Genomic DNA, 25,695 nt, shown 5'->3' on the forward strand with positions numbered 1-25,695 from the left:
CAGAACCGAGACTCGACGGCGGAGAGTTGACGCTCAACCCCCGCTCATCAGCGGAATCAACCCGCAGTGCGGCCCCACAGGGCCGTACCCGAACGTCACAGGCCGCACTGCCGGCGGCCCACGAAGTCCTGGAGACCGGGGACGGTCACGAGGCGAAGTCCGAGCGGCTCGACCCCCGGGCCCGATCCGTAGGCATCCGTCACTCGCAGATCGCCATGACGCGGCGAAGCGGGCTGACATCAGCCTCCGACATCAACCGTCGCTGTACTTCTCTGCTGTACGACCCGGAAACACCAAAGGCCCCGGATCTCTCCGGGGCCTTCGACCTGTGTGCACTCGGCAGGATTCGAACCTGCAACCTTCTGATCCGTAGGATCGGGCAACAAGCCGATCGAGATGCCGACAGCCTCGGATTTCGATCGGCCAGGTTAGTCATCATGCGCGTCGGTGTGCCGTCGTTGCCGTCAGAACTGCCGTCAAATCTGGACTGTGACGCCACCGCCCGGCTGTCCGCGCCCGTCCCAGCCCCAGCCCCAGCCGTCATTCTCTGCTGCTTCAGGCGGCTCGCTCCGCCGCGTGCCCCGTCGCCGTGGCAGGGTCAGTCAACCGTTGTCGAGGGAGGCCTGGGGGGCGCGGGCTCGTCGGCGAGCATGGTGTCTTTCGGTCCTGCCGGGAGCACGACTCGATGCTTCGAGCCGGGTGCGCCGCCGGGCCCGCCTTGCGCAGGTACGGCTCCGGGGCCTGCCGCCGCTCCGGGCGCCGGCCGTCCGCTGTCCGTCCGCTGGACCGCTCGTCGGCAGAGCTGAGGCAGGAAGGTGTAGAAGCGGTCGGGAAGGAACACGGCGTCCGCGACGATCATCGCGCCGGAGAAGAGAGGCAGCCCCATCAGCACGGCGATGCCAATGTGCATACCCAGCAGCATGGCGAGGACGGGGTACTTGAGCCTGCCGAAGAGCACGAACGGGAAGGCCACCTGCAAGAGCACGGTCATGTAGCCGACGACGGCGACCACGATCGTGTGCTCGTCCACGAAGTGGGAGAGAGCGGGCCAGGGCTGGAACAGTTCGAGGTTCAGGACGTAGTGGAGCGCGGTGCCGCCGCCCCAGAACGCTCCCTGCACCTTGTACAGGCCGGCTGATCCGTAGAGAAGACAGACCTGCACCGCGATCACGAACATGCCGCAGTTGTGCACCACCGTGATCAAAGTGGTCCGGGCATCAAGGAGTTGCCGCATGAGATTCCCGGCCGGCTGCGACGCGGTGCCCGCATCGACCGCCTTCAGCCTGTTTCTGCGCGCGTCCAGGGACCAGCGTCGGCCGCACGCGGTGAGGACTAGGTAGATGGACATCAGCAGGACCAGGTTGTCGCCCCCGTCCGTCATGAAGATCGCCCGGCCGTGGAACGAGGTCACCACGACGGCGAAGAGGACCGACAGGACACGGGTCCGCCAGCCCAGCATGAACAGTGCGGTCGTGACCAGCGCCAGCACATAGCAGAGCTCGAAGTACGCGCGGCTGTCGGACAGGGTCAGGACGCTCAACCAGCCCGTCTGCTCGAAGAGCTGGTGTGCCAGGGCGGGCGTCCACGCAGAACCCGGACCCCAGATCTCGTCACGGTGTGGGAACTCGCGCAGCAGAAAGATCAGGTAGAGCAGTCCGTAGCCGATGCGCAGCACCGACGCCGCGTACAGGGACACCGGGCGGCCGGTCAGGAGGTCCCACACGGCGGTGATCCGGTCGGCGAGCCACCGGTCGACGCCGGCGGACGCGGTCCTCTGCGCCTCAGTTTCCATGGCGGGACACCTTCCACCAGGGCAGGAGCCGGCTCTCGACCGGCGTCCGCGGGCGATCGCCGACGGCGGGGCCGGCCGCGGGGATGGGCAGTGTGACGACGCGGAGCTGGATGAAGTCGAAGGTGCCGTCCTTGCGGGCGGCGGCGCGGTCCGCGGCGATGTTGCTCAGGTACTTCTGCATCATCAGGGCGCGTTCGGTGCGCGCCTTGTCGTCTCCTCCGTGCGAGTCGACGTAGCCGGCCCAGGCCCGGCGCAACATGTTCTGCGCCGTGTGGCTCGGGAACGGATCATGCACGACTGCGGAACGGTCCACGGCGGTCAGGTCGAACCAGGGACTCACCTGAACCGATCCGTCGGAACCGGTGTGCGCGGTTCTCGCCAGAATCTGCCGATTGACGGATTCGGGGTCCGGAGCGAAAAGCCGCCAATTCTGTTCGAAGAAGGGGTACACCCAGGCATTGATCAGCGGGCTGTATCGCTTGGAGACGGTGTTGGCCGGTGCCACGTGGAGGAACATCAGAATCACGTGGACGACACTCGCCGCCAGGCACAGGACCACGGTGGTGCACAGTCCGGATTTCAGCGCACGGGAACCTCTCGGCAACCTGGGCGGTACGACCGTCGCGTCAGGACATTCCTGCACGACCGGACCTGATTCGGAGTGCTGAACTTCCTTCACATCCGCTGAGTCAATTCCGCTCGGCACCGCGTACCCTGTCTTTCTCATTTCAGCTGCTCGCACCTGATTTCTGCGTCGGCTGCCACCGACGGCGCGCGGCGGACTCGATGAGAGTTCCGCCGCGCGCCGTCATCCGGTGAGCGGACTGGCCGCAGTGAGCTGCCTAGCCCTCGTGGTCCTTGGAGTGGTCGTGGCCCTCGTGGCCCTCGTGGCCCTTGGGCACGTCGTCGTAGCCGAAGTTCTCGTCGGACTGCTTGCCGTGATCGTCCTGGCCGTGATCGCCCTGGCCGTGATCGCCCTGGCCGTGGTCGTACCTGCCGTGGTCTTCCCGGCCCTGGTCGTACTTGCCGTGGTCTTCCCGGCCCTGGTCGTACTTGCCCTGGTCGTACTTGCCGTGGTCGGGCTTACCGGGGTGGATGTACTGCCCGAGGTCGAGCTTGCCGCCGTGGTCCGGCCTTCCGTTGCCACCGTTGTCACCGTGGCCCGGTCCGCCCGGTCCGCCCGGTCCGCCCGGTCCGCCCGGTCCGCCCGGCGCATGGTCGTTCCCGCCGGGGCCGTTTCCGCCGGTCGTGTTCCCGGCGCTGTTGCCCGCGGTGTTCCCGCCGGTGGTGTTACCGGCGGTATTGCCCGCGTTGTTTCCGGCGGTGTTGCCCGCAGTGTTTCCGGACGAGTTACCGGCGGTGTTGCCCGAGGTGCCGCCGGTCCCGACGATGGGGCCGCCCAGGACGCCACCCGTGACGAGGCCACCGCTGACGAGGCCGCCGCCGAGGAGGCCCCCACTGGTGGTCGTTCCTGCGGTGGTTCCGGTCGTCGTTCCCGCGGTGGTGCCGGTAGTCGTTCCAGCCGTGGTGGATGTCCCGCAAGTCGGCCGGGTGATCGTGTTGTTGATCAACGACACGATCCCGGACTCGGCCACAGCGCCGGCCAGCACCCGACCCTCGACCGCCGCCCTGTTCTCCATGGTGATCGAGGTGTGGGCCATGAAGGTGCCCACGGAGAAGGAGTCGCTGCCGAAACTGGCGGAACTTCCGATCTGCCAGAAGACATTGCATGCCGTGGCGCCGCCTGTGAATTCCATTCGGCTGCCGGATGCCAGCGTCAGCCCGGAGGGGACCTTGAATACCCAGACGGCATCGGGGCCGCCGTTCAGCGTGAGAACACCCGAGTTCGTGACCACACCGGGGACGAAGCCGTACAAGCCCGGGCCCAGCCCCGTCGGGCCGCCTGCGCCGCTGAGCTCCGAGTTGAGGGTGCCGTCGACGGGGCCCCGGGCCGCGGCGACGCCGTACGCATTCTGCAGTGCGGCATGGGCAGAGTTGGCCGGCCCGTTTGTGATGTGGACGGTCCCGTTGATCACATTGGCACACGGCGGGGATGCTGCGATCGCCGGCGGCGGTGGGTCACAGAACCCAGTGACCGAAGTTCCTGGTGACACCCCGGCGTCTCCGCTGATCAGGGAAGAACCGGTATTGGTGACCGCCTCGCCGCCCAGCACCGCGAAGCTTTCGGCAGAACCGAGGGGAACAGGTGTCGTAATGGCACTTGCCCGCGTCGGCACCATTACCACTGCGACAGCAGCGATCAACGCCGTGATGACCACCGTGATCCAGGCGGGCATTGTGCGAAATTGATTCGCACCAGAGATGTTCTGCGTCATCGAGGGGTCTACTCCTCTAGGGAAATGCGGTGAGTGTTTTTATGTCCCTGTCGATTAGTCGCGAGCCAAAACCTCTTCTCGCCCACATGCGCCGCTGGCTCAATGGCCTGCGCGGCGGTCTCGGGAAAGAGGTTTTGGATGGAGATTAACTGGCCAGGAACCGCAGAGAACTTAACAACACGATCCATATGGGTGACTTTTGACGGACGCGGTAAGTCTCGAATCGGAATATCATATAAAGTAATTGGCGTGACGTGCCGGCCTCGCAAAATCCGTACAGCCGGAATCGCAGGTGCGCCTCCCTACTGCACGCTCAGGGCAGGACACTCGCACGATCATGGATCGGCCGGAGCCCGGAGTAACCCATGGCGCGCAACACAGTTGTCAGGTTGATCAGGTCGGGCGGACGTCGCCCGCGACCTGCAGCAACGTGGAGGGAAAAATGGCCATTCCTACCGTCGCTCGGCGGACCGCGGTACGCACGACGACAGTCGCCGTTCTTAATGCGGGACTCTTGATCGTCGGCATCGCCAGCGCCCAAGCTGCCGAGGCTCCGGCCCTTAAGAGCCTGATCCCGCAGGTCAACAACATCCTGTCGGGCATCCTGAGCGGCAACGCCCTCAGCACGCTCTTGCCTAACGGCATCCTCGGCGGCTGAACAGCCCTTCCAGGGGCGTTGCTGTCACCCCTTGACGCCAAAGGCCCCCCGGATTAACCGGCGGGGCCTTTGACCTGTGTGCACTCGGCAGAATTCGAACCTGCAACCCTTCTGATCCGTAGAACTCGTAGGTTACGAGAATGTGCAGTTCCGTCGGACCAGATCTCCGCCTTGAGTGACGGCGAACTCACCGACGCCAAAGTCGCCGGATACATCGCGAAGTACGCCACCAAGAACGCGGAAGGCGCGGGCACCGTGGACCGCACCCTCATGTGTCGCCCCTGCGCCGGACGCGGCTACGTACGGGGCCCCGACGGCTTCCGCGACCTCTGCGCCGACTGCGACGGCACCGGCCAGGCCGAACCCCTCACCGGCCTCCCCGTCCAGCAGCACGCCCGGCAGATGATCCGCACCGCCTGGGCGCTCGGCCACCTCCCCGAGTTCGCCCACCTCAAGCTCTGGAAGTGGGCCCACATGCTCGGCTTCCGCGGCCACTTCTTCTCCAGCAAGTCCCGCGCCTACTCGACCACCCTCGGCGCACTCCGCGACGTACGCCGAGCCTGGCGCACCGCCCAAGCCGAAGCCACCCGCATCCGCGCCGGCCTCCCCGTCGACGACGAGAACACCACCCTCGTCACCGCCTCCTCGTGGACCTACCTCAGCAGCGGCTACCGCCCCGGCGAAGAACTCCTCGCCGCGCAGGTCCGCCACGACATAGCCCACTCCCAACGCGCCAAACAAGAAGGGCTGCTGCCTGCATGACGACGGCCGTGCTCACCGTGGACCAGGTCGCCGAACGTCTCGGCATCAGCCGCTGGAAGGTCCACGACCTGATCCGCTCCCGCGAACTCGCCTCCTTCAAGATCGGCCGCTGCCGACGCATCAGCGAAGCCGCCGTCGACGCGTACATATCCCTCCGCACCGAACAGGAAGCCGCTTGATGGCCACGCCGAAGAAGAACCCCAACAACGAGGGCACCATCTACCTGCGCAAGGACGGCCGTTGGGAGGGCAGTGCCTACGTCCTCACGACGGACGGCACCTACAAGCGGCGCAGCGTCTACGGCAAGACCTGGGACGACGCGCACGAGAAGCTGACCAAGCTCAAGGCCGACTCCCTCAGCGGCCTCCCGGTCGCCACCAACAAGATGACCATTGCCGAGTACCTGACGTACTGGCTGACGAACATCGCCAAAGGCAAGGTCCGCCGGACGACCTACGTCAACTACGAGGCTCTTCAGCGGGTCGGCGGTGAACTGCTGATTCAGCGCGCGCAGCAGATCGCCGACCGGAAGGGAGCGGGCAACAACTGGAAGGGGACAGGGCAGGGCCTCGTCTTCACCACCCGGAACGGAACCCCTATCGAGCCGCGCAACCTGAACCGCTCCTTCGAGGCGCTGTCCATCCGGGCCGGCGTCCGCAAGGTCCGCTTTCACGATCTGCGCCACACCTGCGCGTCGCTCCTCCATGAACAGGGGCGCCGACGCCCGCATGATCATGGAGGTACTCGGCCACAGCTCGATCCGCGTGACCATGGACATCTACACCTTCGTGCGGCTCGACTCGCAGCGCTCGGCCTTCGATCGCGTCGGGGATGCCCTAAGGGGTGACGGCAACGACCCGGACGATGACGACGGTACGGCCGGTGTCCCGGTAGCCGTCTGATTCGCCCCCGAAGGCGGTTGCCGTCAAGCACTGCCGTCAAGGCAAAAGCCAGAGGCCCTAAGGAGTGATCCTTAGGGCCTCTGGTCTGCTGTGCACTCGGCAGGATTCGAACCTGCAACCTTCTGATCCGTAGTCAGATGCTCTATCCGTTAAGCTACGAGTGCTTGTTATTCGGTTTTTTTGTCTTTGCTTGTGGTCCTTCTGGCCCGCTCGCGGCGACAGGAAGAACATTACATGACTGCCGCCGTCATGTGAAATCCGTTTGCCATACCCCTTGTGAGCTGCGGAAACGGCTTCTGAGGGGGCGGGGACGCGACGAAGCCCCGGTCGCCTGGACCGGGGCTTCGATGATCGAGCGGAGGCGGAGGGATTTGAACCCTCGATGGGATTGAAGTCCCAAACCGCATTAGCAGTGCGGCGCCATAGACCGGACTAGGCGACGCCTCCAGCACAACCTCTCGCGTGTGCGAGTGGTGCGTGCAGATGATGACACAGTCTCGCGGTGCGTCACCAATCGGCATCCACGGTACTAGGCAGGTGGGCCGTAGGGCAAAGGCGTTGTCGGGGCGCAACGTCGTCGGGGGCGCGGCGTTAGTCCGGTCATGTTCCAGGTCATCCCGTTCCAGGGCATCCCGCTGCAGCGGTTCGCCGTCACCGCATCTGCCGTGTCTGCCCTGTCCGCCGTCTGTGTCGCCGCGGTCGCCTCGGTGGTCGTCTGGCCTGTCACCGCGTATGCCGGGGCCGGCGGCCATGGCGTCTCGCTCGCGCCGCCGCCCGTCCGGGAGGAGGACCGGGTCTCCGGCGATCATCTGACGGTCACCGTCCGGCAGGTCGGCGGGCGGGGCGACGGGACGTTCGAGGTCTACTGCCACCCGGGGAGTGGCAATCACCTGGACGTGGGAAGTGCGTGTCGTGTCGTTGACCGCAACACGCGGTGGGGGCGGGATGCCTTCGCGCCCGTGCCGGACGGTGGCGTCTGCACCATGCGGTACGGCGGACCGGCCACCGCCCATGTCACCGGTCGCTGGGCCGGGCGTCCGGTCGACGCGACGTTCGACCGCAGCAACGGCTGTCAGATCGAGCGGTGGGATCGGTTCGTGCCGTTGCTGCCGGATCTGAGCCCGTCCGCCACGCAGTGACACCCGCCCGCACCCGCCCGCACTCGTCGGTACCCGCCGGCACTCGTCGGCACTCGTCGATATCATGACTTGTGCTGACTTACGTTGCTCACAGACCGCTCGTGACAGAAGCACCCGTTCCGTAAAAGTCGCGCGGAGGTCCCGCGGAGCCTGAGCAGGCGGTCGTGCGCGACGACACGCGAGGACAGAGGTGAGGACGGGCGTAAGGACATACGTTCTGTGTCACTTCGTCGTGCGAGCTGCCTCTCATCCGGCGGCGACGGCGGTACCCCAGCCCTTAGACTCCCTCGCGTGACACGCTGCGGACCGGTTGGCAAGATGGCCCGAGCGGTGGGCAAGGTGCGGTAACAGGGAGGAAGCGACTCGTGAGCAGCAGGCCATCCCGAGGCGCTGCTCGCCTCGCAGCCATACTCGACGCTCTTCCCGACGCGTTGGTGCTGGTCAACGCCAACGGGACGGTCGTCAACGCGAACACCATCGCGCTCGAGGCGTTCGAGACGCCGGGTACGGCTCTGGTGGGGCGGGGGCTGCTCGATCTGCTGCCGCAGTTCGACTCCAAGCTGATCCCGGGGTCCATGCGGCGGCCCGATCACATGGATCCGCGCGGTCGGACCAAGCCGACGCGGATGGTCGCGCGGCGGACCGACGGGACCGAGTTCCCCGTCGAGGTGACCAGCGCGAACCTCGAGAACGGGCAGCAGGCCTACGACGGCTACGGCTACCCCTCCGCCTCCGACGAGCTGCTGATGCTCGTCGTACGCGACCTGTCAGGCACCGTCGACACCGAGGCCGAGCTGGCGCGTTCGCAGCGGCAGACCGAGATGATCCTGCGGGCCGCGTCCGAGGGCGTCGTCGGGACCGACACCGACGGGCGGATCGTGCTCGTCAATCCGGCCGCCGCCCAGATACTGGGTTATCGGGCGAGTGATCTCGGCGGCAAGGAACTGCACGACCTCGTGCTGCACTCGCGCGTCGACGGCACGCCGTTCCCGTACGACGAGTCGCCGCTCGCCGACACCCTGCGCTCCGGGCGCAAGCATCGGGTGCGCGGGCAGGTGCTGTGGTCCAAGGGCGGGGAGAAGGTGTCGGTCGATCTGACCACCGCTCCCGTGCGCGACGGCGACCAACTCGTCGGCGCCGTCATGACCTTCACCGACCGGCGGCCCTACGACGCCCTCTCCGAGGAGAAGGACGCCGTCGAGGAGCGGCACGCGGAGGAGCTGGAGAAGCTCTCCGAGGAGCACGCCTCCGACCTCACCGCGCTGCGCCAGCAGCACGTCACCGAGGTCGAGGAGCTGAGCGAGCGGCACGAGGAGGAGCTCGCGGCGGGCGAGGAGCGCTACGCCTCGCTGGGCGAGCGGGAGAAGGACCGGTACGAGGCGCTCGCCGGGCGGCACGAGCAGTTGCTCACCCTGCTCGGGGGCTCCCTGCGCGGTCCCCTGGACGAGCTGCGCCGCGAACTGGCCACGCTCGCCGCGGACGACGCCGGCCAGCTGTGGCCCGAGGCCAACCAGGTGCTCCATCACCTGTCCGCGGGTTACTCGCGGATCACCACGCTCATCGACAACGTCCTCGGGTACCAGCGGCTCGACACCGGGGTCGAGTCCGTCGTCCGTACGAAGGTGATGCTGGACGCCGTCGTCGCCGCCGGTGTCGACGGGGCCGTCGAGCTCATCGGGCCGGGGCGGGTGCAGTTCGCCGTGCACGCGCCGCCCATCGAGGCCGAGGTCGACGTGCGGCTGCTGGCGACCGCGCTCGCGCATCTCGTGGCCGACGTCGCGGGCGTCGACGCCACCGGCAACGCGCCCGTCTCGGCGGGCGGTTACATGGACAACACGGTCGTGGTGGCCGCCGCGCAGCGCGGTGAGGTCGTACGGATCGAGGTGCGCGGGCCGTACGCCGGCGGCGACCCCGTGCACGAGCCGATCGTGCGCGGGATCGTGCGGGCGCACGGGGGCGTGCTGCAGACGCACGAGGTGCCGGGCATGAGCGGCAGCGCGTACGTGCTCGAGGTGCCGTTGGGTGGGGGTGCGGGGGCCGTCGTGGCTCCGGCCGCTTCCATGGCTCTGCCCGCCCTCGTGGCCGGTGGGGGCGGCGGGGGTGCGGGTGCGGAACTCCCGGGTGAGCAGGGTGTCGGGGGGCGTCGGCGGGCTCGGCGGTCCTCCGTGGACGCCTTCCTGGAGGGTGACGGGCCGGCTGCCGCCGAGGGCGGCGCCGAGGCGGAGGCCGCGGTTCCGACCGGACGGCGACGCAGGCGTGCCGCCTCCGACTCGACCTCCGACTCAACCTCCAACTCCGCGTCCGAATCCGCTGCCGTGGCCGTGGCCGTGGCCGTGGACGAGACGCCGGGTGAGGTGTCCGTCGGCGACGATACGGACGGCGCGGAGGGCTCTGACGGCACCGGGCGGCGGCGTGGGCGGTCGGCCGAGATCGCCGTCGTGGGGGCCGAGGCGGGGGCCGGCACCGGGGTCGACGGGGGGGTGAGCGAGGGCGCCGTCGTCACCGCCGCCGAGCACGCGGCGGGGACCGCGGCCTCGGGTACGGGGCTTGGCGGCACCGTTCCGCCGCAGGGTGTGCCGGTGCCGGTGCCGGGCGGACGGCGGGCCCGGCACGCGCCGGACAGCCCGCAGCCCCACCAACCCCAGCAACCTCAACAGCTTCACCAACCCCAGCAGCTTCAGAACGCGTTGCCGCCCGCGTTGCCGGCGATCGCCAGTGCGCTGCCGCCTGCGGACGCCTCGGCGACGGGCACGGGTGGCGGTACGGAGGCGGAGAGCGGGCAGCCGACGGGGCGCCGTCGGCGTGCCCTGGCCGCCGCCAACGAGCGCGCCGCCGCGCAGGAGGCGGGGCCGCGTGCGGTGTTCGCCCTGCCGCCCGCGGAAGCGGACCGGGTGCCGGAGCCGGCGGGTTCCGGCGGTACGAGCGCCGCCGATCAGGCACGGGCTGCGGGGCCGATCCCGGCTCAGGGTCACGCCCAAAGTCCTGTTCCGGCTTCGGGTCCGGCGCCGGTTCCGGTTCCGGTTACGGCTTCGGGAGCCGTTCCGGTGCCCGCCCAGGCTCCGATTCCCGCCCAGGCCCAGGCCCACGCCCAGGCGCCGGCTCAGGGTTCCTCCGAGGGCTCGGCGGGCGAGCACGGACGACACGACGCCGTCCCGCACGACCAGGCCGACGACCACACCCCGCCCCAGCCGCACCCCACGAGCGCGCCCACGGGCCGTCGTCGACGGGCCGTCGCCCAACCCGCCGTGGCCCAGGCCGCCGTCCCGGCACAGGTTCAGCACCAGCACCAGCACCAGCCGCAACCCCAGGCACAGGCGCAGCCCCAGGTACAGGCAGGGGAGGGCGTCGATCGGCCCGTCGCCGCCGGTCAAGGGCAGCCGCTCCCGGCCGAAGCCGCGCCCGCCCCCGCGCAGGCCGTCCCGGTCGTCCCGGCCATGCCGACGCCCGGTGGAGGCACCCCGTTGCCGCCCGAAGCCGCCGTCGGACAGCCGCGGGCGGCGCAGCCGTTGCCCGCCGAGGCCGCGGCGAGCCGGCCGATGGACGCCCACTCGACGCAGAGTCGGGCGATCAGCGTGCGGACGCTGGGGCAGGGCGTGCCCTTCACCCGGCAGGCCGCGGAGGTGCAGCAGCCGCAGCCACAACCGCAGCAGGCACTGCCGCTGCATCAAGCACATCAAGCACAGCCAGCACATCAAGCGCATCAGGCACAGCAGGCGCAGCCGGGGCTGCCGTCGGCGCAGTCCTCCTCGGCCACCCCGGCCCCGCACGCCTCTGGCGGTTCCGGGCGGCGCCGCAAGCTGGGGACCCCGCCCGACCCGGCCACGCGCCCGGAGCAGACGGCCCGCCCGCACCCGTCGGCCGAGCAGCCCGTCGTGGCGCAGGCACCACAGGTCCCGCAGGCACCGGTGGCACCGCAGGCCGCCCCCTCGCCCACCCCGACCGCCACCCCCACGCCCACCTCCGCGCCCCTCCCGCACCCCTCCCTCGCCGGTCAGTCGCGGCTCGTGCCGGGTGAGCCGGGGACCGAGGGGGCCGGGCGGTCGTACGCCATAGGGGCCCCGGACGAGAACGCCGCCGAGGGGCCCGAGCCGCTGGACGGGCCCGGCGGTGCCGTCGAGGTGGCGGATCCGCCGCGGCCGCAGCCGCTGGACGACGAGTTGCCGCCGGAGCCGCTGGACAACCCCCGTCGGCTGCTGGTGTGGCCGGCGCCGGACGTCAACACGCAGCAGGCGCTCAGCGACCGTGGCTACCGGCCGGTGATCGTGAACTCGCGCGAGGAGGTCGACGCGCAGATCGCCGCCTTCCCGGCCGCGCTGTTCGTGGACCCGCTGACCGGGCCGATCACCCGGACCGCGCTGCAGTCGCTGCGTACGGCCGCCGTCGCCGCGGAGGTGCCGGTGCTGGTCACTGCCGGGCTGGGTCAGGCGAGGCGCGAGGCGGCGTACGGCGCCGACCCCGCCGTCCTGCTGAAGGCGCTCGCGCCGCGTGACAGTGAGCAGCATCCGCCACGGGTGCTGCTCGTCGAGGAGCACGCCGAGATCGCCCTCGCGCTGACCTCGACGCTGGAGCGGCGCGGGATGCAGGTGGCGCGGGCGGCGAGCGACGCGGACGCCGTCACGCTCGCCGGGCAGCTGCGGCCGAACCTGGTCGTGATGGACCTGATGCAGGTGGATCGCCGCCAGTCCGGGATCCTGGACTGGCTGCGGGCGAACGGCCAGCTCAACCGCACCCCGCTGGTCGTCTACACGGCCGCCGTCGACCAGGCGGACCTGCCGCGGCTGGCGTCGGGGGAGACGGTCCTGTTCCTCGCCGAGCGGTCCACCAGCCCCGACGTGCAGAGCAGGATCGTGGACCTGCTGGCCCGCATCGGCACCAACTGAGGCCTCTCATCACTTCGAGGCCTCCGGTTTCGAGACCGGCATCGCCGGGCAGCGTGCCTCGCGTCTCCTGCCCGGCGTACACACGTGAACGGCCGCACGCGAACGGCCGGACGTGAACGACCGCACATGGACGGCCGGACGTGAACAGCCGCACGTGAACGGCCGGAAGGGGATCAGAGCCGGGTGACGTCCAAGTCGCCCTCCGCGTACCGCCTGCGCAGCACCTTCTTGTCGAACTTGCCCACGCTCGTCTTCGGGACCGCCTCGATGATCGTCCAGCGCTCCGGGAGCTGCCACTTGGCGATGTTTCCCTCCTCGGAGAGGAAGGCGCGCAGGGACTCGAAGTCGGCGGTCGCGCCCTCCTTGAGGACGACCGTGGCCAGCGGGCGTTCGCCCCACTTGTCGTCCGGGACGGCGACGACGGCGGCCTCGGCGACGGCCGGGTGGGCCATCAGCGCGTTCTCCAGCTCCACCGAGGAGATCCACTCGCCGCCGGACTTGATGACGTCCTTGGCGCGGTCGGTGAGGGTGAGGAAGCCGTCGGGGGAGATGGTGCCGACGTCGCCGGTCTTCAGCCAGCCGTCCTCGCTGAACTTGTCGGCGGGGCGCAGGGGTTCGGCTTCGGGGCCGTTGTAGTAGGCGGCCGCGATCCAGTTGCCGCGGACCTCCAGTTCGCCGGCCGACTCGCCGTCCCAGGGGAGGATTTCGCTGCCGGGGCCCGTGAGGCGGCCCTCGACGCCGGCCGGGAAGCGGCCCTGCGTGACGCGGTAGCCGAACTCCTCGTCGGTGCCGAGCGCGTGGGCCGGCGGGCGGGACATGGTGCCGAGCGGGGAGGTCTCCGTCATGCCCCAGGCGTGGTAGATCCGCATGCCGAGGTCGTCGAAGGCGCTCATGAGGGAAGGCGGGCAGGCCGCGCCGCCGACACTGACCTGAGTGAGGGAGGAGACGTCGCGCGGCCTGGCGGTGAGCTCGGCCAGCAGGCCCTGCCAGATGGTGGGCACGGCCGCCGCGTGGGTCGGCTTCTCGCGCTCGATCATCTCGGCGAGGGGCGCGGGCTGCAGGAAGCGGTCCGGCATCAGCATGTTGATGCCGGTCATGAAGGTGGCGTGCGGCAGTCCCCAGGCGTTCACGTGGAACTGCGGTACGACGACGAGCGAGGTGTCCCGGTCGGTCAGGCCCATCGACTCGGCCATGTTGACCTGCATGGAGTGCAGGTAGATCGACCGGTGGCTGTAGACGACCCCCTTGGGCTCACCCGTGGTACCGGAGGTGTAGCACATGGCGGCGGCCTGACGTTCGTCCAGCTCGGGCCAGTCGAACGTCGTCGGCTTGTCCGCGATCAGCTCCTCGTACTCGTGCACGCGCGCGTGGGCGCCGTCGAGGAGGGAGCGGTCGCCGGGACCGGACACGACGACGTGCTCGACCGTGGGCAGCTTCGCCAGCAGCGGCGCGAGCAGCGGGAGCAGGGAGCCGTTGACTATGACGATCTTGTCGGCGGCGTGGTTGACGATCCACACCAGTTGCTCGGCCGGCAGGCGGAGGTTCAGGGTGTGCAGCACCGCGCCCATGGAGGGGATCGCGAAGTACGCCTCGACGTGCTCGGCGTTGTTCCACATCAGCGTCGCGACCCGGTCGTCGCCGCGGACGCCCAGGTCGTCGCGCAGGGCGTGCGCCAACTGCACCGCGCGCGTGCCCGCCTCGGCGAAGCTGCGCCGCTGCGGTTCGCCCTCACCGGTCCATGTGGTGATCCGCGACCGTCCGTGCACCAGCACACCGTGCTCGAGGATGCGGGTGACGGTCAGCGGTACGTCCTGCATGGTGCTCAGCACGGCGTCCTCCCAGGGCGGCGACATTGCCTACGCGGTGGTAACGGTTGTGCTGATTCTGCGCACATACCGATTGGTATGTCACTAGGAAGCGGTGAACGATCGGGTCACGTCAAGCCGGAGTCAAAACCCCACGTCGACCCCCGTGTAACCCCCATGCAGCCCCCATGCAGCCCCCATTTATCCCCCACGCCTCCACCACGTCGCCCCTCACCTCACCCCACCTCACCCCACACATCACCCTGTTATCGAACAAGCACCAGCTCAGGGTCCTCGCGGAGCTTGCCGAGCGCCCGTGACACCGCCGACTTCACCGTGCCCACCGAGACGCCGAGCACCTCCGCCGTCTGGGCCTCGCTGAGGTCCTCGTAGTACCTGAGGACTACCATCGCCCGCTGCCGCGCGGGCAGCTTCGTGATCGCCCGCCACATGGCGTCGTGCAGGGCCTGGCGCTCGGCCGGGTCGTCCGTGACGGGGACCGGGTCCGGCTCCGGCAGCTCGTCGCACACGTACTCGTCGACCTTGCGCTTGCGCCACTGCGACGTACGGGTGTTCAGCAGGGCCCGGCGGACATAGCCGTCGAGCGCCCTGTGGTCCTCGATCCGCTCCCACGCGACGTACGTCTTGGTGAGCGCGGTCTGCAGCAGATCCTCCGCGTCGCTCGGGTTCGCGGTCAGCGACCGGGCGGTGCGCAGCAGCACCGGCTGACGGGCCCTGACGTACGACGCGAAGGACGGGTACGGAGAAGGCCGCGTCATGCCGTTCGAAGCGCTGGTGCAGACGGGTGTGGTCATGACTCCACGCTAGGTTCGGTTGCCGCTCGGGCGGATCGGCCGCAGGTCCCGAAGCGGAGTCCCTCTCAGGTTGTAGGGGCGGTGCCTGCCCCACCTCCTGAAGGTGGACGAGCAGACGTCGACTACTACGGGATGACCCCTGGGTGACGCCCCCTACGTCCCCTACACCCCTCAGGGCCCCCGGAGTCTCATTCGTCCGCGGTCAGGACCAGGCCCGACGTCGGCACCCCGGTCCCCGCCGTCACCAGGGTCCGGCTCGCGCCCGGCAGCTGGTTCACGGACGTGCCGCGGAGCTGCCGTACGGCCTCCGCGATGCCGTTCATCCCATGGAGGTAGGCCTCGCCGAGCTGGCCGCCGTGGGTGTTCAGCGGCAGCCGGTCCTCCGCCACGAAGGCCGCTGCCTCGCCGGGCGCGCAGAAGCCGAACTCCTCCAACTGCATCAGCACGAACGGCGTGAAGTGGTCGTACAGGATCCCTACGTCGATGTCGGCCGGCGCCAGCCCGGAGCTCCGCCACAGTTGACGGGCGACCACGGACATCTCCGGCAGGCCCGTCAGGTCGTCGCGGTAGAAGCTGGTCATCTGCTCCTGGGCCCGCCCGGCGCCCTGGGCCGCCGCGGCGACCACGGCGGGCGGCTGCGGCAGGTCGCGAGCCCGCTCCACCGACGTGACCACCAGCGCCTGACCGCCGTCCGTCTCCTGGCAGCAGTCCAGCAGCCGCAGCGGCTCGGCGATCCAGCGGGAGGCCGCGTGGTCGGCGAGGGTGATCGGCCGGTCGTGGAAGTACGCCGCCGGGTTCGTCGCCGCGTGCCTGCGGGCGGTGACGGCGACCGGCCCGAAGGCCTCCTCCGGGGTCATACCAAAGGTGTACAGGTACCGCTGCGCCGCCATCGCCACCCAGGAGGCGGGGGTGAGGAGCCCGAACGGCAGGCTCCAGCCGAGCGCCGTCCCCTCCGCCGAGGGCTCGCGGTGCCGCACCCCCGAGCCGAAGCGGCGCCCCGAGCGCTCGTTGAAGGCGCGGTAGCAGACGACGACCTCGGCGACGCCCGTCGCGACGGCGAGCGCCGCCTGCTGCACGGTCGCGCAGGCCGCCCCGCCCCCGTAGTGGACCCGGGAGAAGAACGACAGCTCACCCATGCCGCAGGCCTGCGCCACGGTGATCTCGGGGTTCGTGTCCATCGTGAACGTCACCAGACCGTCCACGTCGGCGGGGGCGAGCCCCGCGTCGGCCAGCGCCGCCCGGACCGACTCCACCGCCAGCCGCAGTTCACTGCGCCCCGAGTCCTTGGAGAACTCCGTGGCCCCGACCCCGACGATCGCGGCCCGGCCCCCTAGGGAGTCCCGCGCCCGCACGCTCACCCCGCACCGCCTTCCGGGAGGTCGACCGTCACAGTGCCGATGCCGTGCCGCGGGTTTCCCACGTCGCACCCCGGCACGGTGACCGTCACCGTCCCGCTGACGTGCCGTCCGATGCCGTTGTCGCCGATGACGCGCACCACGACCGTGTCCTCGTCGCGGATGTCCTCGACCGTGGCCCACAACACCATCGTGTCGCCGGGGTAGTTGGGCGCCCCCAGCCGGATGGCCACCCTGCGGAGCACGGCCGCAGGACCGAAGAGTTCGGTGATGTAGCGGCCCACCAGGCCGTTGGTGGTGAGGATGTTCATGAAGACGTCCGGGGAGCCTTTCGCGCGGGCGGCCTCGGGGTCGTGGTGCACGTCCTGGTAGTCCCGCGAGGCGAGCGCGCCCGCGACGATCAGGGTGCGGGTGACCTCGATCTCCAGCGGCGGCAGCACGTCACCCACCTTCACCCCGTCACCCCCTTGAACACGGGGAGCGTCAACTCGTCGTCGTAACAATGGAATTCGAGCCGCACCGGCATCCCGATCCGCACCTTGTCGTACGGCACCCCGACCATGTTGCTCACGATCCGCACCCCCTCGGCCAGCTCGACGAGACCGATCGCGTAGGGCGGGTCGAAGGCCGGGAAGGGCGGGTGATGCATCACGACGTACGAGAACACCGTGCCCTCACCGCCCGCCTCGACGGTGTCCCACTCCGCCGAGCCGCAGGCGTTGCAGCCGGGGAGCCAGGGGAAGCGGAGGGTGTCGCAGGCGGTGCAGCGCTGGATGAGGAGGCGGTGGTGCCGGACCCCTTCCCAGAAACCGGCGTTGTCACGGTTGACGACGGGACGGGGCCGGAGCTCCTGCGGCTTCGGCTGCGCAGCACTCGGTTCCTGAGCTTTCTGTTCCTGAGGTTTCCGTTCCTGAAATGTCTGTTCCTGAGGTTTCCGTTTCCGCCCGGCCGGCGCGTACTTGAGGATGCGGAAGCGGTGGGTGCCGACGAGGGTCTCGCCCACGCGGACGTCCGTGCGGGTCGTGACGAAGTACCCGGTGCCGAGCTTGGTCGTCTTGCGCGGCGAGACCGACTCGATGACCGTGTCGAAGGCGACCTCGTCCCCCGGCCGCAGGGGGCGCAGGTACTCCTGCTCGCAGTCGGTCGCGACGACCGAGGTGCAGCCCGCCTCGTCGAGCAGGGCGAGCAGCTCGTCGTAGGCCTGCGCGCGCCCCTGGTGACCGCTCAGGCCGCCCATGATCCACGCCTGGAGCATGGTGGGCGGGGCGATCGCGCCAGGGCCGGTGTACGCCGGGTTCCGGTCGTCCATCGCCTCGCACCAGTGCCTGATCATGGGCGCGTTGACGGGATCGCGGCCGGTGCCGGCGACGGCGGCGGGGCGGCCCACGTGGGCCTTCAGCCGTGCGTACAGCGGATCGTCGTCCACCGGTGCGCTCCCTTCAGGACCCTTGCCGTAGCAGGTTTCTGACTGTCTGTCAGATCTGACGACCTGTCAAGGAGAGTGGGAGCGTCCCGTCGAGGAAGCCGGAGCGACCCGTCAGGAAAGGCGGAGAAAGCGAAATACGGTCCGCTACCGGAAAGCGCGTCTGCGCGGCGACGCCGAAGCACCGCCGCGCAGACGCGCTACCACCCCACGAGCCACACCCGGTACGGAACTCCCCCGAGGACCGGCGCCGGACGCCGGCCCCCTCAGATCACCACCACAGCGGGCTGAAGCCGACGGCCACGTTGCTGTTGCCCTGGTTGACCGCCGTGAACGCGGAACCGTTGACCTGCGCGGTATTGCTCTGGTTCGAGGCCCCCGATCCGACGGCGTTCTGCTGTGTGGTGGCCGAGTTGCCGCTGTTGTCGTGCCCGACACCGCTGCCGACGATGCTCGAGACACCCGCGTTCGATCCGTCGTCCGCGAAGCCACCGTTGTCCGCCGCCGCGACGCCGGTGAAGAGGGCGGCTGCCAGCGGGAGGGCGGAGACTGCGGCGATGACGCGGGCGGTACGGATGCTTGCCATGTTGTTCCTCCAGAACATTCAGAACATGAAGTACGGCTTCCACCAAGGCAGTTGGCCGACCGCCCTGACGTTTCGTGCTCGACGTCGCGAGATCAGAGTTGCCCACGAATCCCCGGCGAACCACCCCGGAAGCCATGATTAGCACGCAAGCGTGATGACAAGTCGATAAACCCCTAGCACCACTTTTCCTGCCCGTGACCCCATAACCCCCGGCAACTCGGACACCCGCCCCTCAGGCCCCACAAGAGGCGAACCGTTCCGGCACTTTTCCCGCCGACCGACCACCTTCGGGCGCGTCGCAGCCCAACCCTCTTCCTTTTTTCGAACACACGTACGACCATGGATGCATGGCCACCACCGACCCGTACCGGTACCGGCACCCCCGACAGGCCACCACGCTGGCCCTCGCCCACGCCCTGTCGACCGCCGAACGCGGCCTGGCCGTCATCCCCCTGTCCCGGACCAAACTCCCGGCCCTGCGCTCCCCTCACCGCGCCGCCCCGGAACAGGGGAGGCCGGCGGGGCTGGCGGGACCGACAGGGCTGGCGGGACCGGTGGGATCGGTAGGGCCCATGGGATCGGTAGGGGCGATGGGGCCGCCCTGCCACGGCGAGTGCGGCCGTTTCGGCCACGGCGTGTACGACGCCTCCGCCGACCCGGCCCGCGTCCGCGAGCTGTTCGCCGCCGCGCCCTGGGCCACCGGCTACGGCATCGCCTGCGGCCTGCCCCCGCACCACCTCATCGGCGTCGACCTGGACACGAAGTCGGACACGGACTCCACGGCCGCCCTGCGCGAAATCGCCCTGCGCCACCTCTTCACGATCCCGCCCACGATCGTCGTCCGCACCCCGTCCGGCGGCCGCCACCTCTGGCTCACCGGCCCACCGGACGTCGTCGTCCCCAACTCGGCCGGCCGCCTCGCCCCCGGCATCGACATCCGGGGCGCCGGCGGCTACCTGGTCGGCCCCGGCTCCCACACCGCCCACGGCGCCTACACCACGGCCCCCGGCACCGCCCACCTCACCCCGGCCCCCTGCCCCCGCGCCCTCCTACGCCTCCTGCTCCCACCGCCCCGCCCCCACCCAGGACCGTACGGCGGCGGGAACAGGGCGGACGGTGCGCACGGCCGGGGCCTGCTCCAGTTCGTCCTGGGCGCCCACGAGGGCCAGCGCAACACCCGCCTGTTCTGGGCAGCCTGCCGGGCCTACGAGGACGGAATCGGCCCGGAACTCTCCGAGCACCTGATCGACGCGGCCGTACGAACCGGCCTGACGGCCCGAGAGGCCCGGGCGACAATCGCGTCGGCGGCCCGCATGACCCGGGACGGCACACCTGGGTCCACCTAGAGGCCGTGTCCGACGGTCGCTTGCCCGCTGGTGGTTCGGTTGCGGTCGCCGTGGTGCTGAGGGCGACGCCCCGCGCGTCAGCGGGAGCTCTGTGCTGCCCGTAGAGCCCCCTGCCAAGGACACATCACCGCAGCTCAAGGCTCAACGAAGGGGTGGTCGTGATGACCGTGAGGCCGGTCAAAAAACGGTCATGGACACGCCGGGACGCCAATATGACCACCGCCCGACCGATCCCGCCGACCCGACCGATCCGACTCATCCGGCCGATCCACCCGGACCTGCGCGCACACGACAACGGCCCCCGACCGATCCCTACCTGGTCAGGGGCCGTTCGCACTGCTCACCACGCGGTGGGTGTGGGATTTGAACCCACGGTGACATCGCTGCCACGACGGTTTTCAAGACCGACCGCTTTCACGCTACAAGAGGGGCCCTGACCAGCCGAGATAGCCCTTGCCATCCACCGACTAACTCCCGTTGGCCAGAAGATGGCCGCCAGCTCCGTAGGCGACGTCGCCGCCTCCGTGCAGCAGCATCAAAGTCCCGCCCGGGGAGCCAACGAGCGATCGCACGCAGATGCAGGTCGCTGTCAGTGCCAGCGAGTATCGTTCAGAACCAAGACTGAGGTTTGGATCCTGACACCCAGCAAGGCCACCGGTTCATCCTGATGCAGAGATTACTGACATCGGATACAGTACCGGCCATGACCGAGCAGGATGAGGTCGTCAGCGACCTTGCGAAACCAGGCGTGCTTGCTGGCATCACCTGGGCGGTGGCCTCCGCCTATGCGGACACCATGCGGGGCTACGACGCACGCAGGGGCTACAAACCAGGCACCATCGGCTATGTAGCCCACGGACTCATTTGTGACCGCATGGATCGAGTCTTCTCATGCAGGGACTACCGCCTTCCCTCAGGCATGCCTGCCGGGGCCGGCATGGAGGCCGTCAGAGACGGCCTGCACCCTGACGACATTGACGCGATGCCTCGACTCGGTCCCGACCTGGTCTCCTACGCGCCACTCAACAACTCGCCCGGCTGGCTGTTCGGCACACGGCGATGGCTCTTGCAGTCGTTCGAGTTCGGGACGGTGAAAAAGATCCCGTGGGCCCGAAAGAGCGAGACGAAACAACGTGTCGCCTCGCACCCGGACCCCGAGCCCGCATGGGACCTGTTCGCGGCGGGGGTCCTCATCATGGATGCACAGCCAGAGATCCCCCTGGTCATCGATCCCGCCGAGGATCAAGGCATCGACACATTCGTGGTTGCCCACAGCATCCACGAGGAACTCGGCGAGCGAGAGCTCTTCTTCGGCAGACCCAACCTGGTCCGGCACACGTCGTGGCACTGGAGGCTTGACCTGATGGCCAATCCCCCCGCGCCAGGAGGGGGTGTTCCTATCGGACGCGATCCGCAGCCCTACACTCCAAACCCGAACGAAGTCGTCTCCGATGCTCCCGTGCGCCTCCGCAAGACGCCAAACGAGCGCAACCGTAACGAAACGAGTGGTTAAGCATGAATTATCGTCACCGGTCCCCGGTTCAGGTCGGTGATGTTGCACAACTCTTTGACGGGAAACGCTTGCGGTTGGCCCGCCATCTGGCAGGCCTCCGCAAGAATGGCCTAGCCGACAAAGTCGACAAAACGCCCACAGCGATTGCCTCATACGAAAAGAACACAAAAAGGCCAGCCCCAGCTACCGTCGCGCAGTTGAGTCTAGCTTTGGGTGTCGATCCGGCTTTCTTTCTGCCGGGACCAGTCGAACTGGAATTTTCGGACGTGGTAGCCCACTTCCGCTCACTTAGATCCACCACACAGCTAGCGCGAGATCAGGCCCTGGCCTACGGACTGGCCACGGTAGAAGTGTCCGCAACCCTGGAACGGCACGTCGAATTTCCCGCCGCAAGCGTGCCAAACTTCGAAGTAAAAAGCGACGATGACTCGCCGGAGGAAGCTGCTAATTCTCTGCGATCGGCTTGGGAAATGCCGCTAGGGCCCATTTCTCATCTGGTGCGCAGCGCCGAAAACAGAGGCGTACTCGTCGTGTTTAGTCCACCAGCAAGCGCCAGCGTGGACGCCTACTCTTTCGAAGGAATGTCCCGACCCGTGGTGGTGCTAAATCCCACCAAGCGTGACTATTACCGGCAGAGATTTGACCTTGCACACGAACTGGGTCACCTAGTAATGCACAGCGATGCAGAGCCAGGATCAGCGAAGATTGAAGCTCAGGCAGATCGTTTCGCGGCAGAATTTCTCATGCCGGGCGAGCAGATTTCTGAACTGCTACCGAGTAAGGCGGATTGGGGAAAGCTGCAACGCCTAAAGGAGTCTTGGGGTGTGAGTCTACAAGCTCTCCTATACCGCTCCCGCGCGCTGGGAGAAATGAGCGAAGTGACACACCGCAATGCGATGATGTTCTTGAGCTCTAAAGGTTGGCGTCGACAGGAGCCTGGCGTTATGCCTGTGCTTGAACAACCGTCACTACTCCCAGGGTCAGTTTCCCTCCTGGAAAGTTCAGGCGTCACTGCGTGGGAGCTTGCTGAAGAATCTCGCGTCCCACTAGATCTGTTTCAGAAGATCTGCTCTAGGTCTCCGCTATATGTCGCCGAAGAGGGAATCGAAGCAGAAAAAGAAGCTCTCCCGAATGGCGTCGTGTCGATTTTCAGCAATCGTCACTGATACGCGCACTTAGATCCTGAACCTGAAACTCGTCACCGATGGTATGCGATTCGCAATCCGCACTACTCGCACCCACACAGTGGCCTCGTGACGTGGCGGCCCGCTGCATTATTATGATCATGCCCATAAATCAGGTGCAGACTGATTCGGACCCATCTAGAATGCGTCACAACAGAGGCCAAAGGGACCGAAATGATCAGAAACCTCAAACACTCACGCAAGACCGGTGATGAAGATTACTTCACTCGCATAATCGAAGATGCCATTCTGGAAAAAGTTCGAAACGGCTTCGACCCGGATCGGGTCGACGAACTTGTTTCCAAAGCGGTTCCTGAACTGATCAACGAGCTTGGACCAAAACTGGCCGCTTCGATGATGAAAGACAAGCGTTCGTTGCGAGCCTACAAGCGGGGAGAAAGAGGGTACGACAGAAGGCTCCAGAAAAGATGGGGTAAAGCACTCGATCTCTACGCAATTATGCATGTTTTGTGCCGTGAATTGGGTGAGAAGGCTGCCCATAAGGAATGGACGGACCTCACGACTAGCCAGGAATGCACCTTGGAAGCTCTTACCGGGCTCCACGTGACCGCCTGTCGCGTCGCAGGTGAGGTGCTCACTCTTATTTCGCATGGCCAGGCGAGGGGGGCCTTGGCGCGATGCCGAACACTCCACGAGACGGCTATTATTGCCTGCGTGATCGCTGACTCGGCGACCGATCCGGATCATAGCGACCTGGCGGAGCGTTTCATTGATCACGAGATCATCCACTTGCGGAGAGACGCTCTTCAGTTCCAAAAGGATCACGAGACCCTCGGCGAGGAGCCGCTTGATCAGGGGTACCTTGACGAACTCGAAGGCAGATACAACGAAGTAATCGCAAAGTACGGCCCAGATTTCAGACGTGAATATGGATGGGCGAAGAAGTTTTCTCCAGATGACAATCTGAGGAAGCTGGAGGAAAAGGCTTCCCTTAGTCACTTTCGACCTCATTACCAGTGGGCAAGTAGTGAAGTCCATTGCGGTGCTAGGGGCCTGGCTCACAATTTTCTGGAGTACCGTGGAATCATCGTACGGGATGCCGGAAAGACGAACGTAGGACTTATCGACCCGGCGAACATGGCAATTGGTTCGCTGTTGCAGGTGACATTCTCACTTGTAGTTGGAGGCTCTCCGAAAGGTGCAGATTTCGAAGCACTCCTTTGCATGAAAGCATTGGAAGAAATGAGGACAACTTGCCTCGATGCTTTCATGGATACTCAACTTGGTATCGACCGAGACGAGGAAAAGATTCTGAAGCGCATACAAAGGAAGTCTCACAAAAGGTGAGCGCGCTCTCGCGATCGCTTTCTCGCACTCAGCTCTGCCCACTGGCCGTTGGGCCAGATCAGTGTTGGGGCGGGTGCGAGCTGGATCAGACGAGACCGGCCGGTTTCACACCGTCAGATGAGCCCTGACCTGCGAATTCAGCCTTCTGTGTCCGACCTTTTGGGACATGTTGTCCAGAGGATGGCCACAAGGGTGACGGCATGCGAGTCACGCGCCCGTATTGAGGGTGCCCCCGGCACGGGCGGGAACGAGACGACTCGTGAAGCCACGGGACACAAGTCGCTGGTGCGCTCGTGTCACATCGGCGGGCACGTCTTGCGAGATCATGAAGCCCTGCGCCGGGTAGATCAACAGACGTTGCAGCGACCCCACAACCATGTCGATCACAAGGCGCGCGTCCTGAATCGAATCGACATATTCGGGGAGGGTCATCGGGGTGGAAGCGCTGACGAACTCCACCCCGGGCCACAGCTTCCGGGCGGTGGCGTACGACCGCCGTTCCTCGTACGGCTTGCTGATCAGCAGCACTGAGGACGTCTCGATCCCGCGCTCTTCGAGTAGCGAGCAGGAGAGCGTGATGTTCTGCCCGGTGTTGCGTGCGTGAGGCTCCACGAGGATGGCGTCCCCCGGGACTCCCAGTTCGATCGCGCGGTCCCGGTAGTGCTCGGCTTCGCCACGCGGCATGCGTTCCCGCGTGGTCCTGCTGGTCGCTCCCGTGAACACGATGAGCGGCATCATCCCACGCAGGAACAGGTCCGCCGTCGTGTCAGCTACTCCCAGATCATGGCTGCCCAGACCGATACCGACGGAGCATGGGCGCGGTTCGTGGTGCATCCGCTGGTAGTCCCAGAGAAGTTGGGTGTCTTCCCAGTCTCGTACGGAGATCACGTCAAGCCTCTCTCGCCGTTGACCTGTTGGCTGGCGGAATCAGGAACGTCGAATTCGTACTCCCACGCGAAGCGGGAGGCGGCATGAACGCCGACCGCGAACTCAACCACAGTGCCGTCCGCCGTGTATGTCGTCCGGTGCAGTTCGACTACAGGTTCACCGACGGGAAGCTGTAGGAGCTTCACCTCATCGCCCGTTGGCACGCGGGCGAACAGCGCCTCTTTCATGTGGTCGATCTCGTAACCGGCGTCATAGAGGACGCGGTAACCGCCACCCCGGCCGGCGGGCCCCGGCGTGGGATCGACGATGCGGGTTCCCTCTACGTGCTCGGGACGGTAGTAGCTGGTCAGGGTATGGGTCGGCTGCGTCCCTTCCTTCACCAGCCGGGCCCGTGCGTACACGCCGGACCCAACCGGTACGCCAAGCCCTTCGGCTACGAGGGCGGTCGCTTCGGCGCGGGTCACCGTCTGCGTCTGCTCGTCCCTCTTGTACGCCCGCCCCGACGCCACACGGTCAGCGATGAACGCGACCTCATCACCGTCGCGCCACTTCGCCTTGTCGTAGCGGGCGATTCCGAGCCGCTTGAGGGGGGTACGCGCGCGCACGACCGTGCCGTGCCCGCGTGACGACGTCACGAGTCCTTCGGCCTCAAGTGCCTTGTAGGCCTGATGGACCGTGGACTTCGAGCCTTCCCCTGCCTCCACAAGCTCTCTGATCTGAGGCAACTGGGTCCCGGGCTTGCGCTCGCCACTCTTGATCTCCTGCGCGATCCGATCCGCCAGTTCGCGCCACTTGGGTGCCACAGCCGAACTCCCTTCGATGCGATCCAGTGAAACACAGTCCCAGGACTGTTGACAGTCCTGGGACTGTACGCCATTGTCTTCATCAGCAGCTCGCAGTCCTAGGACAGCGAGTACGGAGGCTCCTCTTTGGGGTGCTCCGACAACTCAACAGCGTGATCCACCGCAGATACGACGGCCGTGACCGCACCGGCTGAGGCGAG

The 25,695-nt window shown here is 67.4% G+C and carries 20 protein-coding genes, 3 tRNA genes and 1 pseudogene; 10 read left to right on the forward strand and 14 right to left on the reverse strand.

Annotated elements, in window-relative coordinates:
• Positions 1 to 598: 598 nt before the first annotated feature.
• The 3 genes from OG352_RS21150 to OG352_RS21160 all read right to left on the reverse strand — a co-directional run bounded on the left by OG352_RS21150 (position 599) and on the right by OG352_RS21160 (position 4,128).
• Entirely contained in the window at positions 599 to 1,792 is a 1,194-nt protein-coding gene (locus OG352_RS21150; protein WP_329218919.1) for an HTTM domain-containing protein, read from the reverse strand.
• Positions 1,782 to 2,309 (reverse strand): DUF5819 family protein, encoded by a 528-nt coding sequence (locus tag OG352_RS21155; protein WP_329223908.1) that lies wholly within the window; start codon positions 2,307 to 2,309, stop codon positions 1,782 to 1,784. The genes OG352_RS21150 and OG352_RS21155 overlap by 11 nt, the downstream gene beginning before the upstream one ends.
• Positions 2,310 to 2,634: 325 nt before the next feature.
• Positions 2,635 to 4,128 (reverse strand): ice-binding family protein, encoded by a 1,494-nt coding sequence (locus OG352_RS21160; RefSeq protein ID WP_329218920.1) that lies wholly within the window; start codon positions 4,126 to 4,128, stop codon positions 2,635 to 2,637.
• 442 nt (positions 4,129 to 4,570) lie between these two features.
• Here OG352_RS21160 and OG352_RS21165 point away from each other — a divergent pair, with 442 nt between their 5' ends.
• From OG352_RS21165 to OG352_RS21180, 4 genes and pseudogenes are all read left to right on the forward strand, one after another.
• Positions 4,571 to 4,786 (forward strand): hypothetical protein, encoded by a 216-nt coding sequence (locus tag OG352_RS21165; protein ID WP_329218921.1) that lies wholly within the window; start codon positions 4,571 to 4,573, stop codon positions 4,784 to 4,786.
• Positions 4,787 to 4,945: 159 nt separating this feature from the next.
• Positions 4,946 to 5,548 (forward strand): annotated as a pseudogene (locus tag OG352_RS21170) (replication initiator); the annotation flags it as partial.
• Entirely contained in the window at positions 5,545 to 5,727 is a 183-nt protein-coding gene (locus OG352_RS21175) for a helix-turn-helix domain-containing protein (RefSeq protein WP_132835788.1), read from the forward strand. The pseudogene OG352_RS21170 and the gene OG352_RS21175, both read left to right, overlap by 4 nt.
• On the forward strand, positions 5,727 to 6,395 hold the full coding sequence (locus tag OG352_RS21180) for a tyrosine-type recombinase/integrase (RefSeq protein ID WP_329218924.1): 669 nt from the start codon (positions 5,727 to 5,729) through the stop codon (positions 6,393 to 6,395). The genes OG352_RS21175 and OG352_RS21180 overlap by 1 nt, the downstream gene beginning before the upstream one ends.
• Positions 6,396 to 6,541: 146 nt before the next feature.
• On the opposite strand, the gene OG352_RS21185 is transcribed toward OG352_RS21180, so the two are convergent.
• Both OG352_RS21185 and OG352_RS21190 read right to left on the reverse strand, forming a co-directional pair.
• Positions 6,542 to 6,614, reverse strand: a tRNA-Arg gene (locus OG352_RS21185).
• A 192-nt stretch (positions 6,615 to 6,806) separates the two neighbouring features.
• A tRNA-Ser gene (locus OG352_RS21190) sits at positions 6,807 to 6,897 on the reverse strand.
• 155 nt (positions 6,898 to 7,052) lie between these two features.
• On the opposite strand from OG352_RS21190, the gene OG352_RS21195 reads away from it, so the two are divergent.
• Together OG352_RS21195 and OG352_RS21200 are read left to right on the forward strand one after the other, a co-directional pair.
• Positions 7,053 to 7,589, forward strand: coding sequence for an SSI family serine proteinase inhibitor (locus OG352_RS21195; RefSeq protein ID WP_329218926.1), 537 nt, complete (start codon positions 7,053 to 7,055; stop codon positions 7,587 to 7,589).
• Between the two features lie 365 nt (positions 7,590 to 7,954).
• Complete coding sequence (locus tag OG352_RS21200) at positions 7,955 to 12,469, forward strand: PAS domain-containing protein (RefSeq protein WP_329218928.1); 4,515 nt, start codon at positions 7,955 to 7,957, stop codon at positions 12,467 to 12,469.
• A 173-nt stretch (positions 12,470 to 12,642) separates the two neighbouring features.
• Here the strand turns inward: OG352_RS21200 and OG352_RS21205 are convergent, their stop codons facing one another.
• The 6 genes from OG352_RS21205 to OG352_RS21230 all read right to left on the reverse strand — a co-directional run bounded on the left by OG352_RS21205 (position 12,643) and on the right by OG352_RS21230 (position 18,453).
• Positions 12,643 to 14,298 (reverse strand): long-chain fatty acid--CoA ligase, encoded by a 1,656-nt coding sequence (locus tag OG352_RS21205; protein WP_443072490.1) that lies wholly within the window; start codon positions 14,296 to 14,298, stop codon positions 12,643 to 12,645.
• Between the two features lie 242 nt (positions 14,299 to 14,540).
• Positions 14,541 to 15,089: a SigE family RNA polymerase sigma factor gene (locus OG352_RS21210; protein WP_329218930.1), complete on the reverse strand. Its 549-nt coding sequence runs from the start codon at positions 15,087 to 15,089 to the stop codon at positions 14,541 to 14,543.
• 188 nt (positions 15,090 to 15,277) lie between these two features.
• Positions 15,278 to 16,447 (reverse strand): lipid-transfer protein, encoded by a 1,170-nt coding sequence (locus OG352_RS21215; protein ID WP_329218932.1) that lies wholly within the window; start codon positions 16,445 to 16,447, stop codon positions 15,278 to 15,280.
• Entirely contained in the window at positions 16,444 to 16,899 is a 456-nt protein-coding gene (locus tag OG352_RS21220) for a MaoC/PaaZ C-terminal domain-containing protein (RefSeq protein WP_329218934.1), read from the reverse strand. Before OG352_RS21220 ends, OG352_RS21215 begins: the two co-directional genes overlap by 4 nt.
• Positions 16,896 to 17,870: a bifunctional MaoC family dehydratase N-terminal/OB-fold nucleic acid binding domain-containing protein gene (locus tag OG352_RS21225; RefSeq protein WP_329218936.1), complete on the reverse strand. Its 975-nt coding sequence runs from the start codon at positions 17,868 to 17,870 to the stop codon at positions 16,896 to 16,898. The genes OG352_RS21220 and OG352_RS21225 overlap by 4 nt, the downstream gene beginning before the upstream one ends.
• A 268-nt stretch (positions 17,871 to 18,138) precedes the next feature.
• Positions 18,139 to 18,453 carry a hypothetical protein gene (locus OG352_RS21230; protein WP_329218938.1) on the reverse strand — a complete coding sequence of 105 codons (315 nt, stop codon included), beginning with the start codon at positions 18,451 to 18,453 and terminating at the stop codon, positions 18,139 to 18,141.
• 347 nt (positions 18,454 to 18,800) lie between these two features.
• Here OG352_RS21230 and OG352_RS21235 point away from each other — a divergent pair, with 347 nt between their 5' ends.
• Positions 18,801 to 19,799 (forward strand): bifunctional DNA primase/polymerase, encoded by a 999-nt coding sequence (locus OG352_RS21235; protein ID WP_329218940.1) that lies wholly within the window; start codon positions 18,801 to 18,803, stop codon positions 19,797 to 19,799.
• A gap of 348 nt (positions 19,800 to 20,147) precedes the next feature.
• Here OG352_RS21235 and OG352_RS21240 read toward each other — a convergent pair.
• Positions 20,148 to 20,264 (reverse strand) — tRNA-Ser (locus OG352_RS21240).
• A 238-nt stretch (positions 20,265 to 20,502) separates the two neighbouring features.
• On the opposite strand from OG352_RS21240, the gene OG352_RS21245 reads away from it, so the two are divergent.
• From OG352_RS21245 to OG352_RS21255, 3 genes are all read left to right on the forward strand, one after another.
• Positions 20,503 to 21,312, forward strand: coding sequence for a hypothetical protein (locus tag OG352_RS21245; protein ID WP_329218942.1), 810 nt, complete (start codon positions 20,503 to 20,505; stop codon positions 21,310 to 21,312).
• Between the two features lie 2 nt (positions 21,313 to 21,314).
• Positions 21,315 to 22,478, forward strand: a complete 1,164-nt coding sequence (locus OG352_RS21250; protein ID WP_329218944.1) for a helix-turn-helix domain-containing protein — start codon at positions 21,315 to 21,317, stop codon at positions 22,476 to 22,478.
• A 192-nt stretch (positions 22,479 to 22,670) separates the two neighbouring features.
• Entirely contained in the window at positions 22,671 to 23,804 is a 1,134-nt protein-coding gene (locus OG352_RS21255) for a DUF5677 domain-containing protein (RefSeq protein WP_329218946.1), read from the forward strand.
• A gap of 207 nt (positions 23,805 to 24,011) precedes the next feature.
• Here OG352_RS21255 and OG352_RS21260 read toward each other — a convergent pair whose 3' ends face one another.
• Together OG352_RS21260 and OG352_RS21265 are read right to left on the reverse strand one after the other, a co-directional pair.
• Positions 24,012 to 24,692 (reverse strand): YdcF family protein, encoded by a 681-nt coding sequence (locus tag OG352_RS21260; protein ID WP_329218947.1) that lies wholly within the window; start codon positions 24,690 to 24,692, stop codon positions 24,012 to 24,014.
• Positions 24,689 to 25,495 (reverse strand): GntR family transcriptional regulator, encoded by an 807-nt coding sequence (locus OG352_RS21265; RefSeq protein WP_329218949.1) that lies wholly within the window; start codon positions 25,493 to 25,495, stop codon positions 24,689 to 24,691. Before OG352_RS21265 ends, OG352_RS21260 begins: the two co-directional genes overlap by 4 nt.
• Between the last annotated feature and the right edge of the window lie 200 nt (positions 25,496 to 25,695).

It is taken from the genome of Streptomyces sp. NBC_01485 (genome assembly GCF_036227125.1).
Taxonomy (GTDB): Bacteria; Actinomycetota; Actinomycetes; order Streptomycetales; family Streptomycetaceae; genus Streptomyces.